The 14,181-nt window shown below is 30.9% G+C and carries 14 protein-coding genes; all 14 read left to right on the top strand.

Annotated features, from left to right (window positions below):
* Positions 1-214 precede the first annotated feature (214 nt).
* Positions 215-1,228, top strand: a complete 1,014-nt coding sequence (mltG, locus tag Q0C22_RS04905) for an endolytic transglycosylase MltG (RefSeq protein ID WP_291492353.1) — start codon at positions 215-217, stop codon at positions 1,226-1,228.
* A gap of 2 nt (positions 1,229-1,230) precedes the next feature.
* Complete coding sequence (gene miaB, locus Q0C22_RS04900; protein WP_291492352.1) at positions 1,231-2,508, top strand: tRNA (N6-isopentenyl adenosine(37)-C2)-methylthiotransferase MiaB; 1,278 nt, start codon at positions 1,231-1,233, stop codon at positions 2,506-2,508.
* A complete protein-coding gene (locus Q0C22_RS04895) occupies positions 2,496-2,924 on the top strand; it encodes a hypothetical protein (protein ID WP_291492350.1) in 429 nt (142 codons plus the stop codon). Before miaB ends, Q0C22_RS04895 begins: the two co-directional genes overlap by 13 nt.
* Entirely contained in the window at positions 2,925-3,938 is a 1,014-nt protein-coding gene (locus Q0C22_RS04890) for a deoxyguanosinetriphosphate triphosphohydrolase (RefSeq protein WP_291492348.1), read from the top strand. It begins immediately after the preceding gene.
* Positions 3,939-3,953: 15 nt separating this feature from the next.
* On the top strand, positions 3,954-5,255 hold the full coding sequence (locus Q0C22_RS04885) for a TldD/PmbA family protein (RefSeq protein WP_291492345.1): 1,302 nt from the start codon (positions 3,954-3,956) through the stop codon (positions 5,253-5,255).
* Positions 5,252-6,766: a glutamine-hydrolyzing GMP synthase gene (gene guaA / locus Q0C22_RS04880; protein WP_291492344.1), complete on the top strand. Its 1,515-nt coding sequence runs from the start codon at positions 5,252-5,254 to the stop codon at positions 6,764-6,766. Before Q0C22_RS04885 ends, guaA begins: the two co-directional genes overlap by 4 nt.
* 1 nt (position 6,767) lies before the next feature.
* The gene (locus Q0C22_RS04875; protein WP_291492342.1) at positions 6,768-7,745 is read left to right on the top strand and encodes a PhoH family protein; all 978 of its coding nucleotides are present in this window, start codon (positions 6,768-6,770) and stop codon (positions 7,743-7,745) included.
* Positions 7,699-9,882: an HDIG domain-containing metalloprotein gene (locus Q0C22_RS04870; RefSeq protein WP_291492340.1), complete on the top strand. Its 2,184-nt coding sequence runs from the start codon at positions 7,699-7,701 to the stop codon at positions 9,880-9,882. The genes Q0C22_RS04875 and Q0C22_RS04870 overlap by 47 nt, the downstream gene beginning before the upstream one ends.
* Positions 9,879-10,289 (top strand): rRNA maturation RNase YbeY, encoded by a 411-nt coding sequence (gene ybeY / locus Q0C22_RS04865; protein ID WP_291492338.1) that lies wholly within the window; start codon positions 9,879-9,881, stop codon positions 10,287-10,289. Before Q0C22_RS04870 ends, ybeY begins: the two co-directional genes overlap by 4 nt.
* Positions 10,286-11,110, top strand: a complete 825-nt coding sequence (gene cysE / locus Q0C22_RS04860) for a serine O-acetyltransferase (RefSeq protein WP_367172106.1) — start codon at positions 10,286-10,288, stop codon at positions 11,108-11,110. The genes ybeY and cysE overlap by 4 nt, the downstream gene beginning before the upstream one ends.
* Complete coding sequence (gene leuC, locus Q0C22_RS04855) at positions 11,091-12,359, top strand: 3-isopropylmalate dehydratase large subunit (RefSeq protein ID WP_291492336.1); 1,269 nt, start codon at positions 11,091-11,093, stop codon at positions 12,357-12,359. Before cysE ends, leuC begins: the two co-directional genes overlap by 20 nt.
* Positions 12,356-12,850 carry a 3-isopropylmalate dehydratase small subunit gene (locus Q0C22_RS04850; protein WP_291492334.1) on the top strand — a complete coding sequence of 165 codons (495 nt, stop codon included), beginning with the start codon at positions 12,356-12,358 and terminating at the stop codon, positions 12,848-12,850. The genes leuC and Q0C22_RS04850 overlap by 4 nt, the downstream gene beginning before the upstream one ends.
* Position 12,851: 1 nt before the next feature.
* Entirely contained in the window at positions 12,852-13,925 is a 1,074-nt protein-coding gene (leuB, locus tag Q0C22_RS04845; protein ID WP_291492332.1) for a 3-isopropylmalate dehydrogenase, read from the top strand.
* Positions 13,922-14,181, top strand: a 260-nt coding sequence (locus tag Q0C22_RS04840; protein ID WP_291492330.1) for a GTPase, incomplete at its 3' end; no start/stop codon positions are given. The genes leuB and Q0C22_RS04840, both read left to right, overlap by 4 nt.

Below are 14,181 nucleotides of genomic sequence, written 5' to 3'. Positions count from 1 at the left end.
TTTTAGCATTATTGTCTGTTTTGTTTGAGAAATTTTTACTATATTTATTGAATTAAGCGTTAAACTAAATGCTCTTGAAAAACATAATAGAATCAGAAAGATAATCAAAATTGTTGCTTTTTTCATCGAGTGACATTATACTAACAACTGGTTGTTATTGCAAGGAGTTTTTTGTTGTATTGTGATTATTTAATTTGTTTTGAAGTGGAGTTTAATGAAAAGACTCAAAAAACTGATAATAATTAACACAGTTTTACTTTTTATTGCTATCATATTTGTCATTTATGCTATTTTTTCTTTTCAAAATTTCATCAATCAGCCAAATTCAAATATCAAAAAAAAGGTTTATGTAATTATTGCTCCAAATCAATCGGTTTTATCAGTATGTGAAGAATTGCAAAGTCAAAATATTGTAAAAAGATACGATTGGTTTTATTATTATGTACGTTTGTCTGGTAAATCCAAAGATATAAAATCAGGCGTTCATGTTTTTTATACAAACAATTCACCAAAACAAACGCTAAATGAGCTTATTGGAGAAAACAAAAATGATGTCATATTTTCTATACCACCAGGTTTTGATATAAAAAGTATTGCACATAGACTTAATCGACTTGGCCTAGATGGTAATGAATTTTACAAATTAGCAAACTCTAGATCATATACTTATAGTTTACTTGGCTATCATGCACCAAATATGGAGGGTTTTTTGGGTGCAGGTGATTATTTTATTGAAAAAAAAGAAAAACCATCTGTTTTAATAAAACTTATGTTGGAATTATTTAAAAAAGATTTTTCGGATTTAGCAAATTTTAATCATATTAATAAGCGTTTATATGATAAAGTAATAATTGCATCTATGGTCGAAAAAGAAGCAAAAGTAAATTCTGAAAGACCGTTAATTGCAAGTGTTATATACAACAGGCTTAAAAAAAACATGCTTTTACAAATCGATTCTTCCGTTATATATGGTATAAAAGACTTTAAGGGAAAATTAACATTAAAAGAATTAGAGAATTCAAAAAATAAATACAATACATATATATATAAGGGATTGCCACCATCTCCAATATGTTCTGTGAGCTATGAATCTCTAAAGGCCGCTTTTTATCCTGCAAAAACGGATTATTTGTATTTTGTGTCAAAAAACAATGGCAGACATGTATTTTCAACTACATTAAAGCAACAAAATTACTGGGTTGATATATTTCAGAAAGGTAAAAAATAATAATGAAGTACTATATTAAAACATTTGGCTGTCAGATGAATGAACGAGACTCAGAAAAAGTTGAATCAATATTACAAGAAAATGGTTTTGAAAAATCAAGTCTAAAAGAAGCTGATATTATTATTGTAAATTCTTGCGCTGTTAGAGAAAAATCAGAGAAAAAAATTTTTAGCGAGATTGGAAGGATTAAAAATATAAACAAAAAAGCAAAAATAGTTGCAATGGGTTGTGTTGCACAAATTTTTAGTCAAAAACTTTCTAAAATATCAGATGTTGTTTTGGGTACAACATCAATTTACGATTTTAAACAGTACTTTAACAAGGATTTAAAAGATTTTAAAGGTATTTTCGTATCAAATCAGATTATAAACCCTGATTATATATTTGGACATCTTAAAAAACCTACAGCATATATTGATATAATTTATGGTTGTAATAATTTTTGCACATACTGTGTAGTGCCTTACACGCGCTTAAGGGAAATATCAAGATCTTACAAAAATATATTGCAAGAAATAAATAATGTAGTTGAAAATGGCGCAAAAGAAGTTATATTATTAGGTCAGAATGTTAATTCATACAATTTTGATGGAATAAATTTTATTAGGTTGTTGGAAATGATAAACAAAATTGATAAATTAAAAAGGATAAGGTTTGTAACATCTCATCCAAAGGATTTTAGTGAAGAATTAGCAAGAGCAATGTCTCAACTTGATAAAGTATGCGAGCACTTACACCTGCCACTTCAATCTGGTTCGGATAGAATATTAAAATTAATGAGAAGAAAATACACTTTTAAAGATTTTGCAAAAAAGGTAGAATACTTTAGAAAATATAATCCAAAAGGTTCTATTACAAGTGATATTATAGTGGGTTTTCCAATGGAAACAGAAAATGATTTTAAACAAACAGTTAGGGCTTTGGAAGAAATAAAATTTGATGAAATTTATTCTTTTAAATATTCTAATAGGCCATTTGCAAAAGCTTCTTTAATGCCAAATCAGGTTAGCGAAGAAGAAAAAGCACAAAGATTAAGCTTTGTGCAGAATTTACAACTAAAAATAAGCGAACAAATAAATAAAAGTTACTTTGGAAGCATACATGAAGTATTAATTGAGTCCAAAGCGAAAATTTCAAATCAAATGCAAGGAAGAACAAGAACAAATAAAATAGTAAATATAAATAATACCTATCTATCTTTGCAAGAAGGTGATATTGTTAACGTAAAAATAACTAAAGTTAATAAACATAGTTTTAATGGTGAGATATGTACAAATTAGAATTTACTGATTTAATATTTAGTGATAATAAAAAGCAAGCACAAATTATATTCGAAGATGAAAATGGCGATTTTTATGCTTTTTCTTTATCAGCAGAACGAGCAAGACTGGTATATTTGTTAGTCTATCAAACTTATGTGCCAAAAAAGACTATATACGAGGTTTTTTTGAGTTTTATAAATGCCATTGGCATAAAAGTTAAGTCTGTTGTGATAGAAGATGTGGAAAATTTAAGTGCTTATTTAATTTTAGAAACACAAGATTTGCAAGATATGAAAATGACAATATGCACTCAAGATGCTTTTGTAATTGGACTTTTAGCTAAAGCTGATTTTTATATTAAAAAAGACACATGTTTTGTAGACCCTATTGAGTATTGCTGGCTTGATTTTGTTAAACGCTTTTTGGGGGGTTGATTGAACATCAGAGAGCGCATAGAAAAAAACGAAGAGCTCTATTTGTGTGAATTCGCTGCAAAATCAAGTCAGACAAGAGGCAGATTAAAACCAGAAGAAAAAGACGATATCAGAACTGATTATATGCGTGATAGGGATAGAATAATTCACTCAAAATCGTTTCGCAGACTAAAACATAAGACACAGGTGTTTTTTTCTCCTCTTGGTGACCATTACAGGACACGTATGACACATACACTTGAAGTATCTCAGGTAGCAAGAACGATTGCTGTTGCCTTAGAACTCAACGAAACACTTACAGAAGCAATAAGTTTAGCTCACGATCTGGGTCATACGCCGTTTGGTCATGCAGGTGAAGCTGTTTTAAATAAAAAAACACATGGTAAGTTCAAACACTGGTTTCAAAGCTTGAGAGTAGTTGATATACTTGAAAAGGATGGTAAGGGATTGAATTTAACATATGAAGTCAGAGATGGCATATTAAAACACTCAAAGGGCAGGGGCAATATTTTGCTTGACAAAAAAAATTCTGCTATTACACTTGAAGGACAAATCGTTCGAATAGCAGATATTATTGCTTATGTAAATCACGATATTGACGATGCACAGCGGGCAAAAATTATAGACAAAATACCACAAAGACTCTCAAGCGTTCTTGGTGATACACACTCAAAAAGAATAACCACAATGGTAAAAAGTGTTATAAAACAGACAAAAGAGTCTAATTATCAACAGATTTTAATGGAAAATGATATACTTGAATGTTTGAATGAATTAAGAGATTTTTTGTTTGAAAATGTCTATATGTCGGATGCAATACAAAGCGAAATATCAAAAAGTTCTAAAGTTATTAGTGATTTATTTGAATATTTTATGGAACATATCGATTTAATACCTCAATACGGCTCTACAAAAGAAGAGTCAGTTGCAGATTACATATCTGGTATGACAGATAGGTATGCGATGAATTTATACTATAAAATTTTTATACCAAAATCATGGGCAATTACTTAAAATTAGGGGGATAATATGTTTAAATTTGGTGAAAAACTAATTGATTATTCAAAAAAGAAAGGCTTTAGTCAATGCGAAATATACATTGAAAAAATAATAGAAAAGTCATTTGATTTGAAAAACGAAACTGATTTTTCAAAAGGTTTAACTGAAACAATAGGTGTTGCTTTGCGTTTAATAAAAGGTAAATATGTCTTTTTTGTAAATTCTACTATGAATAATGAAAAAAGCATCGAAGATCTTATAGATAAAGCATCTTCCATAAATTTTTCAAAAAAAATTGATGGGCAAATTTTGCCACAATTAAAAGAAGAGTTAAATTTTAGTGAAATTAACTCAATTGATGAAACAAAAATCAAAGATGCAGTATACGAGATGAGTTCAATTGCAAAAAATGCAGATAAACGCATACAGAATGTTAAATCTTCTTCTATAAATACAATTGAAAAACATGTCTGGTTAATGAATTCATATGGTCTTAAATCTCATCAGGCTTACAACGCAGTAGATGCTCAGGTAAGTGTTCTTGCCAAAGACAAGATAGAAGAAATAGGCTGGTATGATCAAAAAGGTTTTAGTTTAGATGAAATTGATTTTGAAAATATTGCCAAAACTGCGTCGATCAGAGCAATAGAAAAACTATCACCATCAAGTTTTTCTACAAAAAAGTTAAGCGTTATACTATCCAATGAAGTAATGTCTTACATGCTTAGGTACTTTTTTAATATTTTTAGCGCTCAAAGCGTTATTGACAAAACCACAAAGTTAGAATTAGGCAAAAGGGCATTTTCGAGTTCAGTAAGCATAATAGATGATTTTTTCGCAAAAGGTGGTATAAAGTTTTTTGTTGATGAAGAAGGAATTAAAAAAACACACACAATAGTAGTTGAAAATGGAGAATTAAAAACATTTTTGCATAACACCTATACAAGTAATAAACTAAAAAGTCGAAATACAGCAAATGCAAGACGTTATAGTTTTGTAAACCCAATTAAGGTTGGCCCTGCTAATTTTTATTTAAAACCGTCTGAAAAAAGTTTACAAGATTTATTTGATAGCATTGACGGCTTTTACATAACAGAAATAATGGGAATGCATATGGCAAATCCTGTAAGTGGCGATTTTTCACTAGGTGTAAATGGATTTTTAATTGAATCTGGCCAAAAGACTCACTATATAAAAGCTTCAACATTTTCTGATAATTTTTATAATATTTTAAATAAAACAATGGCAGTAGCTAATGACCTATATTTTACTGGTTCTGTGGGTAGCCCAAGTGTTTGGGTTGCAGATTGTGTTATCGGAGGGGAAAATTGAGTTTAGTAATTTTGGATTTTGGATCTCAATATACTCAACTAATCGCAAGACGCATAAGACAGATGGGATATTATGCCGAGATTTTACCATACAATGCAAAACCAGGCAGCAACGTAAAAGGTATAATTTTGTCAGGATCGCCTTTTAGTGTTTATGAAAAAAATGCACCAAAACCAGATAATTCTATTTATGAATTGAATGTTCCAATACTTGGAATATGTTACGGTATGCAACTTATAGCAGAAAAGTTCAAAGGAAACGTTGCATGGGCCCAAAAACGAGAATACGGTTATGCAAAAATCTATATTGATAAACAGGATGATTTATTTTTTAATATAAAGAATGAAAATATTGTATGGATGTCGCATGCAGATAGAATTGATAAACTTCCAGAAGGTTTCGAAATAATATCGCATACACAAAATTCACCATATGCTGCTATTAGAAATTTGGACAAAAAAATATGGGCAATCCAATTTCACCCGGAAGTTTCCCATACTCAAAATGGTAATGTTATTCTTGAAAATTTTGTTTCGCGCATATGTGGCATAAGCAAAGATTGGAATATGGTTGATTTTCTTGAAAAAACTATTAATGATATAAAGCAGGAAATAAAAGATAAAAAAGTTTTATGCGCAATATCAGGCGGTGTAGATTCTTCTGTTTTGGTAGTATTGCTAAATAAAGCAATAGGTGATAATGTTATACCTGTTTTCATAAATAATGGACTTTTGCGCCAAAACGAAGAGGTAAGCGTACAAAAGGCTTTTGAAAAATTAGGAATTAAAATAAACTATATTGATGCAAGTGAATTGTTTTTAACAAGACTAAAAAATGTAAAAGATCCAGAACAAAAACGTAAGATTATAGGTCATACTTTTATTGACGTGTTTAGGGATTTTGTGTTAAAATTAGGTAAAATTGAGTATTTAGCACAGGGTACTTTATACCCTGATGTCATAGAAAGTGTTGCTGTAAAGGGTCCTTCTGATGTAATAAAAAGTCACCACAATGTGGGTGGATTGCCAAAAGATTTAAAATTCAAGCTTATTGAACCTTTTAGATTTTTATTTAAAGATGAAGTAAGACAGCTTGCAAAACAACTTAATCTTGATGATTCTTTTATTAACAGGCATCCTTTTCCAGGTCCTGGTTTGGCAATAAGAATAATAGGTGAGGTTACAAAGCAAAAACTCGAAATTTTAAGACAAGCGGATGATATAATTATAGAAGAAATTAAAAAAAGTGGCTATTATGATAAAGTTTGGCAAGCATTCGGAGTTTTGCTTGATTTAAAAAGTGTAGGTGTTATGGGTGACAAAAGAACTTATGATTACACAATAGTATTAAGAGTAGTGGAGAGCTTAGATGGTATGACGGCTAATTGGACGTATTTGCCATATGATGTTTTAAATAGTATTTCGACACGAATAATAAATGAAGTGTCGCACATAAATAGGGTGGTACTGGATATATCAAACAAACCACCAGCAACTATTGAGTGGGAGTAATATGGAAAAACGACTTGTATTAAGTGATCCAGCATACCTGGGTAATGTCTTATATAACCGTAAAGATACATTAAAAAAAGTTGAGAAAAAGCTTAATGTTTTTATTGTTTTTAGGGGAGGTGAGGTTCTGATAAAAGGTAGCGATAAAAATATACAGCTTGCTTACAATTATTTAAAAAATATCAATGATATGGTGGATAAGGGTATTCTTATTGGAGAAAATGCTATAGATAGTTTAATTTCTGAGTTAGACAATAACAATACTTTAAACGCAAAGGTAGTTTTTAATCCCCCAAAAGCTCATGCAAAAATAAAATCTATACTGCCAAAAAATGTTAATCAAGCAAAGTACTTGGAGCTCATTGAAAAAAATACAATTACATTTGGGATTGGACCTGCTGGTACAGGAAAAACATATCTGGCTGTTTTTGCTGCCATTAATGCTTTACTTGAAAAAAAAGTTAAAAGGATAATATTAACAAGACCAGCAGTAGAAGCAGGTGAAAAACTTGGCTTTTTGCCTGGAACTTTGTACGAAAAAATTAACCCTTATATGAAACCATTATATGATGCCATTTATGATTGTATCGAAACTGAACTTGCCCTAAAGTTAATTGAACAGGGAAAAATTGAAATAGAGCCACTTGCCTATATGAGAGGCAGAACGCTTAATAATGCTTTTATCATTTTAGATGAAGCTCAAAATACAACTGTAAGTCAGATGAAGATGTTTTTAACAAGAACTGGTTTTGATTCCAAAGTTGTAATAACAGGTGATATTACACAAATTGACCTGCCGCACAATATAAAAAGCGGTCTGGCTGATGCAGTGAGTTTACTTAGAAAACTAAATTTAGAATCAATTGGCTTTGTTGATTTTAAAAGGGAAGATGTATTAAGAAATCCGATAGTATCAAAAATAGTTGAAGCATATGAAAAAAGAGATAAGGATAATCAAGAAAGCGAAAGCACTTTTTGAAAAATATCAGCATTTAATTACTAATGAATTTTTACTAGCGCTAGTATTTTTTATTTTAATTGTTTTTTTAATAGTTCCAAAAAGTAAACTTGGCATTAGTTCTCTAAAAATTGGAGATGTAGCACCAAAAACAATTCGTTCAAATGTATCCATGCTAGTTGAAGATCCGTATGCTACACATGCAAAAATTCAGCAAGCGGAAGCTGCGGTGCCTAATGTTTTTTATTATAATCCTGAGTTGTACGATAATTTATATAATAAAATATACACCGCATTTAATGATATAGCGAATATAAAAGATAAAATGCTTGCTTTAAAAAAATTCAATCAGGATTTAGATATAAATTTAGATTTGGATACTTTTAATAAAATTTTAAAAAATAAAAGTATAATACTAAGGTTTACAAACACAATATTGAAAGATATTAACAGATATTATGTTTTATCTGGACCATCGGATTACCAGTATGTAAAAAACCAGATTTTGATATACAACACAGAGTTAAAAACCAGCAGGCTGGAAACCAATACGGAGAAATTTATTGATTTGAATACAGCTAAAGCTTTATCGTATGATAAATTGCACTGGTCAGTACCAAACTCAGAATTAAGAAAACTGATTATTGATTTTGTTTTTTCTTTAGTTAAACCAAATGCTTTTTATAATTCAGAAAAAACTCAAGAACTTAAAAAACAGGCAAGAGAAAAAATAGCTCCTGTATATCTAAAGTTATCCAAAGGTGAAGTTGTTGTTAGAGAAGGTGACATAATAGATAAGAATGCTTATGTAAAGCTGAAAGCATTAAATTCTTTATTTGAAGTTAAAAACAGGTTTTTAGATTTAATTGGAATTATTTTAATGTTAGCCGTTTTTTTTGTCACTTCAGCATTTGTTTATAAAAAACTCAGACCCACAGAAAAAATTCCATACAAAAAATTGATTGTAATAACTGGTACTATTGTACTTTTACAGATAATTTTAATAAAGGTATTTTATTTCTTGTCAGTAGTTGTGGGTTACTACTCACCAGATTTTCCAAAGAGTGTGTTACTTTATCTGGTACCTTTTGCTGTAGCTTCAATCCTAGGTGTTTTACTTGTTGGTTTTAAATATTCAATTTCGATTTCATTAATTACAGTTATTTTAGCTTCTATAACTGTAGATAACAGTCTAAGGTTTATGATTTTTATTTACTCTTTTTTGGATAGTGCTGTTGCAAGCGTATACCTTGTCGGAAATAGAAATAGAGGCGGTATTGTTAAAGTAGGTTTTATCATATCTTTTATTAATGTTGCGCTTATACTTATATTTTATATGTTACAAAGCAATAATTTATTTAATAACGTAACATTAATAAGCATTGGATTGGGTGCGCTAAATGGTATTTTAACAGCTATAATTATCAGCGGTATACTTCCAATTTTTGAATGGTTATTTGATATAGCTACAAATGTAAAGCTTGTCGAGCTTGGAAACCTAAATCATCCATTACTCAAAGAATTAGCAATTAAAGCTCCCGGAACTTATCATCATAGTATAGTTGTATCAAGCCTTTCTGAAGCAGCCTGCCAGGCAATTGGTGCAAACTCATTGCTTGCAAAAGTAGGATCATATTATCACGATATTGGCAAACTAAAAAAACCTACATATTTTATTGAAAATCAATTTGATATAGAAAATCCTCACGATAGGCTTATGCCATATGTAAGCAGCTTAATTATTAAAAATCATGTAAAAGATGGTGTTGAAATTGGAAAAAAATACAGACTTGGGTCACAAATTATTGACATTATAGAACAGCATCATGGAACAATGATTGTTAAGTACTTTTATGACAAAGCAAAAGAAATGGGTTTAAACCCCAATGAAGAAGATTTTCGCTATCCTGGACCTAAACCTCAATCCAAAGAGTCTGGTATTGTTATGCTTGCAGATAAAGTTGAGGCAGCTACAAAAAACTTAAACGAACCTACTGTTACGCATTTAAAAAATTACGTTAAAAATCTAACAAACGAGATTTTTTTAGACGGACAATTAGATGAATCTGATTTATCTTTGAGGGAGTTAAATTTAATTGTTGATAGTTTTGTTAATGTACTTATAGGTATTTTCCATCACAGGATAAAATATAAATGAGAACAATAATTGATGAGTGTGGTATAAATAATAAATCATATTTTAAAAAGTTTCTTGATTTTTTGTATAAAAAATTCAATATTTCACAAAAAAAAGAAATTAACATTTTATTTTGTAATATTGATAAAATAAAAGAGTTAAATAAACAATACAGAAAAAAAAATACTGCTACAGATGTATTGTCTTTTTATGGTTATAATGATAATATACTTGGCGATATTGCTATATGTTGTGAAGTAGCTAAAAAAGAAGCTCAAAAAGCTGGAATGAATGAGAAAGAATTTTTATTATTTTTAATTGTGCATGGTTTTTTGCATCTATTGGGTTATACACACGATAATATAAAAGATTATGAGACAATGATTGATTTACAAAAACAAATTTTGCAGGAGTGGAATCAATTATGAGAAAAAAATTTATATTCACTTTACCTATTATTGCTCTTGGTGTTTATTTTGGAAAAAAAACTAAAATAATTGAACAAGCAAAACAAGATATAAATAATATTTTTGAAAAAGATCCAGCAGCGCGAAGTATACCGGAAGTAGTGTTGTGTTATCCTGGTCTTCATGCTTTGTGGATGCATAGATTTTCGCATTATTTATGGAATAAAAATTTAAAGTTAATTGCTCGATTTACATCTCATATAAGTAGATTTTTAACAGGTATTGAGATTCATCCTGCTGCAAAAATTGGAAAAAATTTTTTTATTGATCATGGTATGGGTGTAGTAATTGGTGAAACTGCAGAAATCGGAGACAATGTTACGCTGTATCAGGGTGTAACTCTTGGCGGTACAAGCCTGGAAAAAGTAAAAAGACATCCAACGCTTGGAAATAATATTGTTGTAGGAAGCGGTGCCAAAATTTTGGGTGCATTTAAGATTGGAGATAATTCTAAGATTGGCTCAAATAGCGTTGTGGTAAGAGAAGTTCCAGATAATTCAACAGTTGTTGGCGTGCCAGGTAAAATTATTAAGAAAGAACCTGCAGAAGAAAGGAAAGATTTTGATCATACAAAATTACCTGATGTTGAAGGTAAATTATTTAGATACTTATTGCATAGAATAGAAGAATTAGAAAAAGAAATACAAGCTTTATCAAAAGGCGATAAAGAAGTTATAAAAATTGAAGAAGAAAAAAATATAAAAGAATTAAAGAGCATAGAAAACTACATTAAAAGTTTTGATATAGGTATAGGAGGGGTTAATGGAAAAAATGACAATTAGTCAAAAAATTCTTGCAAAACACGCAAAAAAAGATTTTGTAAAGCCAGGAGAGATTATATTGGCTGATGTAGATCTGGCGTTTGCAAATGATGTTACAGCACCTATTGTTATAAAATTTGTTAATGATTTGGGAGGTGTAATAGCAAACAAAGATAAAATAGCGCTTATACCTGATCATTTTACACCAAATAAAGATATAAATTCTGCAAACCAGTGTAAAATTATGAGAGATTTTGTCAAACAAAACAACATAAAGCATTACTGGGAATCAGGAGAGGTGGGAATAGAGCATGCGCTTTTGCCTGAACAGGGGTATATTAAACCTGGTATGTTAATAGTAGGTGCAGATTCACATACCTGTACGCATGGAGCTTTTGGTGCATTTGCAACAGGTATGGGAAGTTCTGATGTAGGTTTTGCTTTCGCCACAGGTAAATCATGGTTTAGAGTTCCAGAATCCATTAAATTTATTATCAATGGAAAAAGAAATAAGTGGGTTGGTGGCAAAGATTTTATACTTAAAATAATTGGCACAATTGGCGTTGATGGTGCACTTTATAAATCTATGGAATTTTGTGGTAGCGCAATTAGTGAGTTATCTATGGATGATAGGATGACAATGTGCAATATGGCAATAGAAGCAGGTGGAAAAAACGGTATTATTGAAGCTGATGAAACCACAATTAATTATTTAAAAGAAAGAAATATTGCAGATTATGAGATATTCAAAAGCGATGAAGATGCCCAATATGTAAAAATATATGAATTTGATGCTTCAAATATTGAGCCACAGGTAGCTTTTCCACACTTGCCAGAAAACACTAAAGGTATAAGCGAGATTAAAGAAGATATAAAAATAGATCAGGCTTTTATTGGTTCATGTACAAATGGTCGCATAAGTGATTTAAGAATTGCGGCTGAAATTTTAAAAAACAACAAAGTGGCAAAATATGTGCGCTTAATTATTATACCTGCAACTGTTGAGATTTACAAACAAGCTATGAAAGAAGGTTTATTTGATATCTTTTTGGAAGCAGGAGCTGTTATATCCACACCTACATGTGGACCATGTCTTGGTGGACACATGGGTATTTTGGCTGACTCAGAAGTTGCAGTCTCAACATCTAATAGAAATTTTGTTGGCAGAATGGGATCTCCTAAATCTTTTGTTTATCTTGCCAATCCAGCTGTTGTTGCAGCAAGCGCTGTAGCAGGAAAAATAATAAATCCTGATGAGGTGATAAAATGATTGTCGCAAAAGTATGGAAATTTGAAGATAATATTGATACAGATCTAATCATACCTGCAAGGTATTTAAATACTTCTGATGAAGCTGAACTTGCCAAACATTGTATGGAAGATGCAGATCCAGATTTTGTAAAAAAGGCACAAAAAGGTGATTGCATTGTTGCTGGTTTTAATTTTGGAAGCGGTTCATCTAGAGAACATGCACCTATTGCTATAAAAGCAGCTGGTATATCCTGTGTTATAGCAAAGTCATTTGCAAGGATATTTTACAGAAATGCTTTTAATATAGGTTTAACAATTTTAGAGTTACCCGAAACAGACAAAATAAGCGAAGGTGACATTTTAGAAATAGATACCAACACTGGTAAAATTTTCAATAAAACAAAAAACGAAACATACCAGGCAACAGCTATACCAGAATTCATGCAAGAGTTGATTGAAAGCGGCGGTTTGTTTAATTATGCAAAAAAAATGATTCAAAAAGGAGCTTAAAATGAGTAAATTTGTAATTTCCGTAATGGAAGGTGATGGCATTGGTCCAGAAATTGTTAAAGAAGGTCTTAAAGTTTTAGAAGAAATAGCAAACAAATTTAATCATACATTTGAGTATAAATATGTTTATGTAGGCGGTTGTTCAATTGATAAATTTGGAGTACCGCTAACACAAGAAACAATTGATACGATATTGTCAACCGATGCGTTATTTTTTGGTTCTGTAGGTGGTCCAAAATGGGAAAACCTGCCACACCATTTAAAGCCAGAAGCAGGTCTTTTGGGAATCAGAAAAGCTTTGGGCGCTTTTGCAAATTTAAGGCCTGCAAAGGTATTTAATGAGCTTGTCGATGCATCAACGCTTAAAAGAGAGATCATTGAAGGAATTGATTTAATTGTAGTTAGAGAACTAACGGGAGGAATTTATTTTGGTGAGCCAAGGGGTTTTAGCCAAGATAGAAAAAAAGCTTTCAATACAATGGTTTACACAGATGAAGAAGTCAGACGTATAGCCAAACTCGCATTTGAAATCGCAAGACAAAGAAGAAAAAAATTAACAAGTGTAGATAAAGCAAATGTTCTTGAAGTATCACAATTCTGGCGTGATATAGTAATAGATGTATCCAAAGATTACCCCGATGTAGAGCTAAATCACATGTATGTTGATAATGCTGCAATGCAACTTGTTCGAAACCCAAAGCAATTTGATGTAATTGTGACAGGTAACATATTTGGCGATATATTAAGTGATGAAGCAAGTATGCTGACAGGTTCTATCGGCATGCTTGCCAGTGCATCTGTTGGCGGCAAGGTTGGATTGTTTGAGCCAATACATGGTTCTGCTCCTGATATTGCAGGCCTTGGTATTGCAAACCCTATTGCTCAGATTGAATCACTTGCAATGCTTTTAAAATACGGACTTAAGCTTGATAAAGAAGCAAAATGTGTTGAAGATGCTGTTAGTTTGGTTTTAAAGATGGGTTATAGAACGCCAGATATTGCAACAAACTCAGATAAAAAAGTTAATACTGCACAAATGGGTGATCTTATAGCAAAAGCAATTCATGAGGTATGAAAGAAACATACTTTAAAAAAGTCAAATTTGTGGGTAGCTTTTTAGAAGCTCCCACAAGGCTTGAGTTGCCTCAGTTTGTTTTTTGTGGAAGAAGCAATGTAGGTAAATCTTCGATGATAAATGCTATTTTAAATCAAAAAATAGCTAAAGTAAGCAAAACTCCAGGGAAAACCACAACAATAAATGTTTTTTTGGTTGATGAAAAATTTTACCTTGTTGATTTGCCAGGGTATGGTTTTGCAAAGCGTTCAAAATC

Source organism: Desulfurella sp. (assembly GCF_023256235.1).
Lineage (GTDB): Bacteria > Campylobacterota_A > Desulfurellia > Desulfurellales > Desulfurellaceae > Desulfurella.
Note: the sequence above shows the minus strand (reverse complement) of the source record. Positions and strands in the feature narration are given on the sequence as shown.

Excerpts from the sequence above, each read along its gene's own strand:
- mltG (WP_291492353.1), top strand. The coding sequence starts at position 215 with ATGAAAAGACTCAAAAAACTGATAATAATTAACACAGTTTTACTTTTT.
- miaB (WP_291492352.1), top strand. The coding sequence starts at position 1,231 with ATGAAGTACTATATTAAAACATTTGGCTGTCAGATGAATGAACGAGAC.
- Q0C22_RS04895 (WP_291492350.1), top strand. The coding sequence starts at position 2,496 with ATGTACAAATTAGAATTTACTGATTTAATATTTAGTGATAATAAAAAG.
- Q0C22_RS04885 (WP_291492345.1), top strand. The coding sequence starts at position 3,954 with ATGTTTAAATTTGGTGAAAAACTAATTGATTATTCAAAAAAGAAAGGC.
- Q0C22_RS04875 (WP_291492342.1), top strand. The coding sequence starts at position 6,768 with ATGGAAAAACGACTTGTATTAAGTGATCCAGCATACCTGGGTAATGTC.
- Q0C22_RS04870 (WP_291492340.1), top strand. The coding sequence starts at position 7,699 with ATGAAAAAAGAGATAAGGATAATCAAGAAAGCGAAAGCACTTTTTGAA.
- ybeY (WP_291492338.1), top strand. The coding sequence starts at position 9,879 with ATGAGAACAATAATTGATGAGTGTGGTATAAATAATAAATCATATTTT.
- cysE (WP_367172106.1), top strand. The coding sequence starts at position 10,286 with ATGAGAAAAAAATTTATATTCACTTTACCTATTATTGCTCTTGGTGTT.
- leuC (WP_291492336.1), top strand. The coding sequence starts at position 11,091 with ATGGAAAAAATGACAATTAGTCAAAAAATTCTTGCAAAACACGCAAAA.
- Q0C22_RS04850 (WP_291492334.1), top strand. The coding sequence starts at position 12,356 with ATGATTGTCGCAAAAGTATGGAAATTTGAAGATAATATTGATACAGAT.
- leuB (WP_291492332.1), top strand. The coding sequence starts at position 12,852 with ATGAGTAAATTTGTAATTTCCGTAATGGAAGGTGATGGCATTGGTCCA.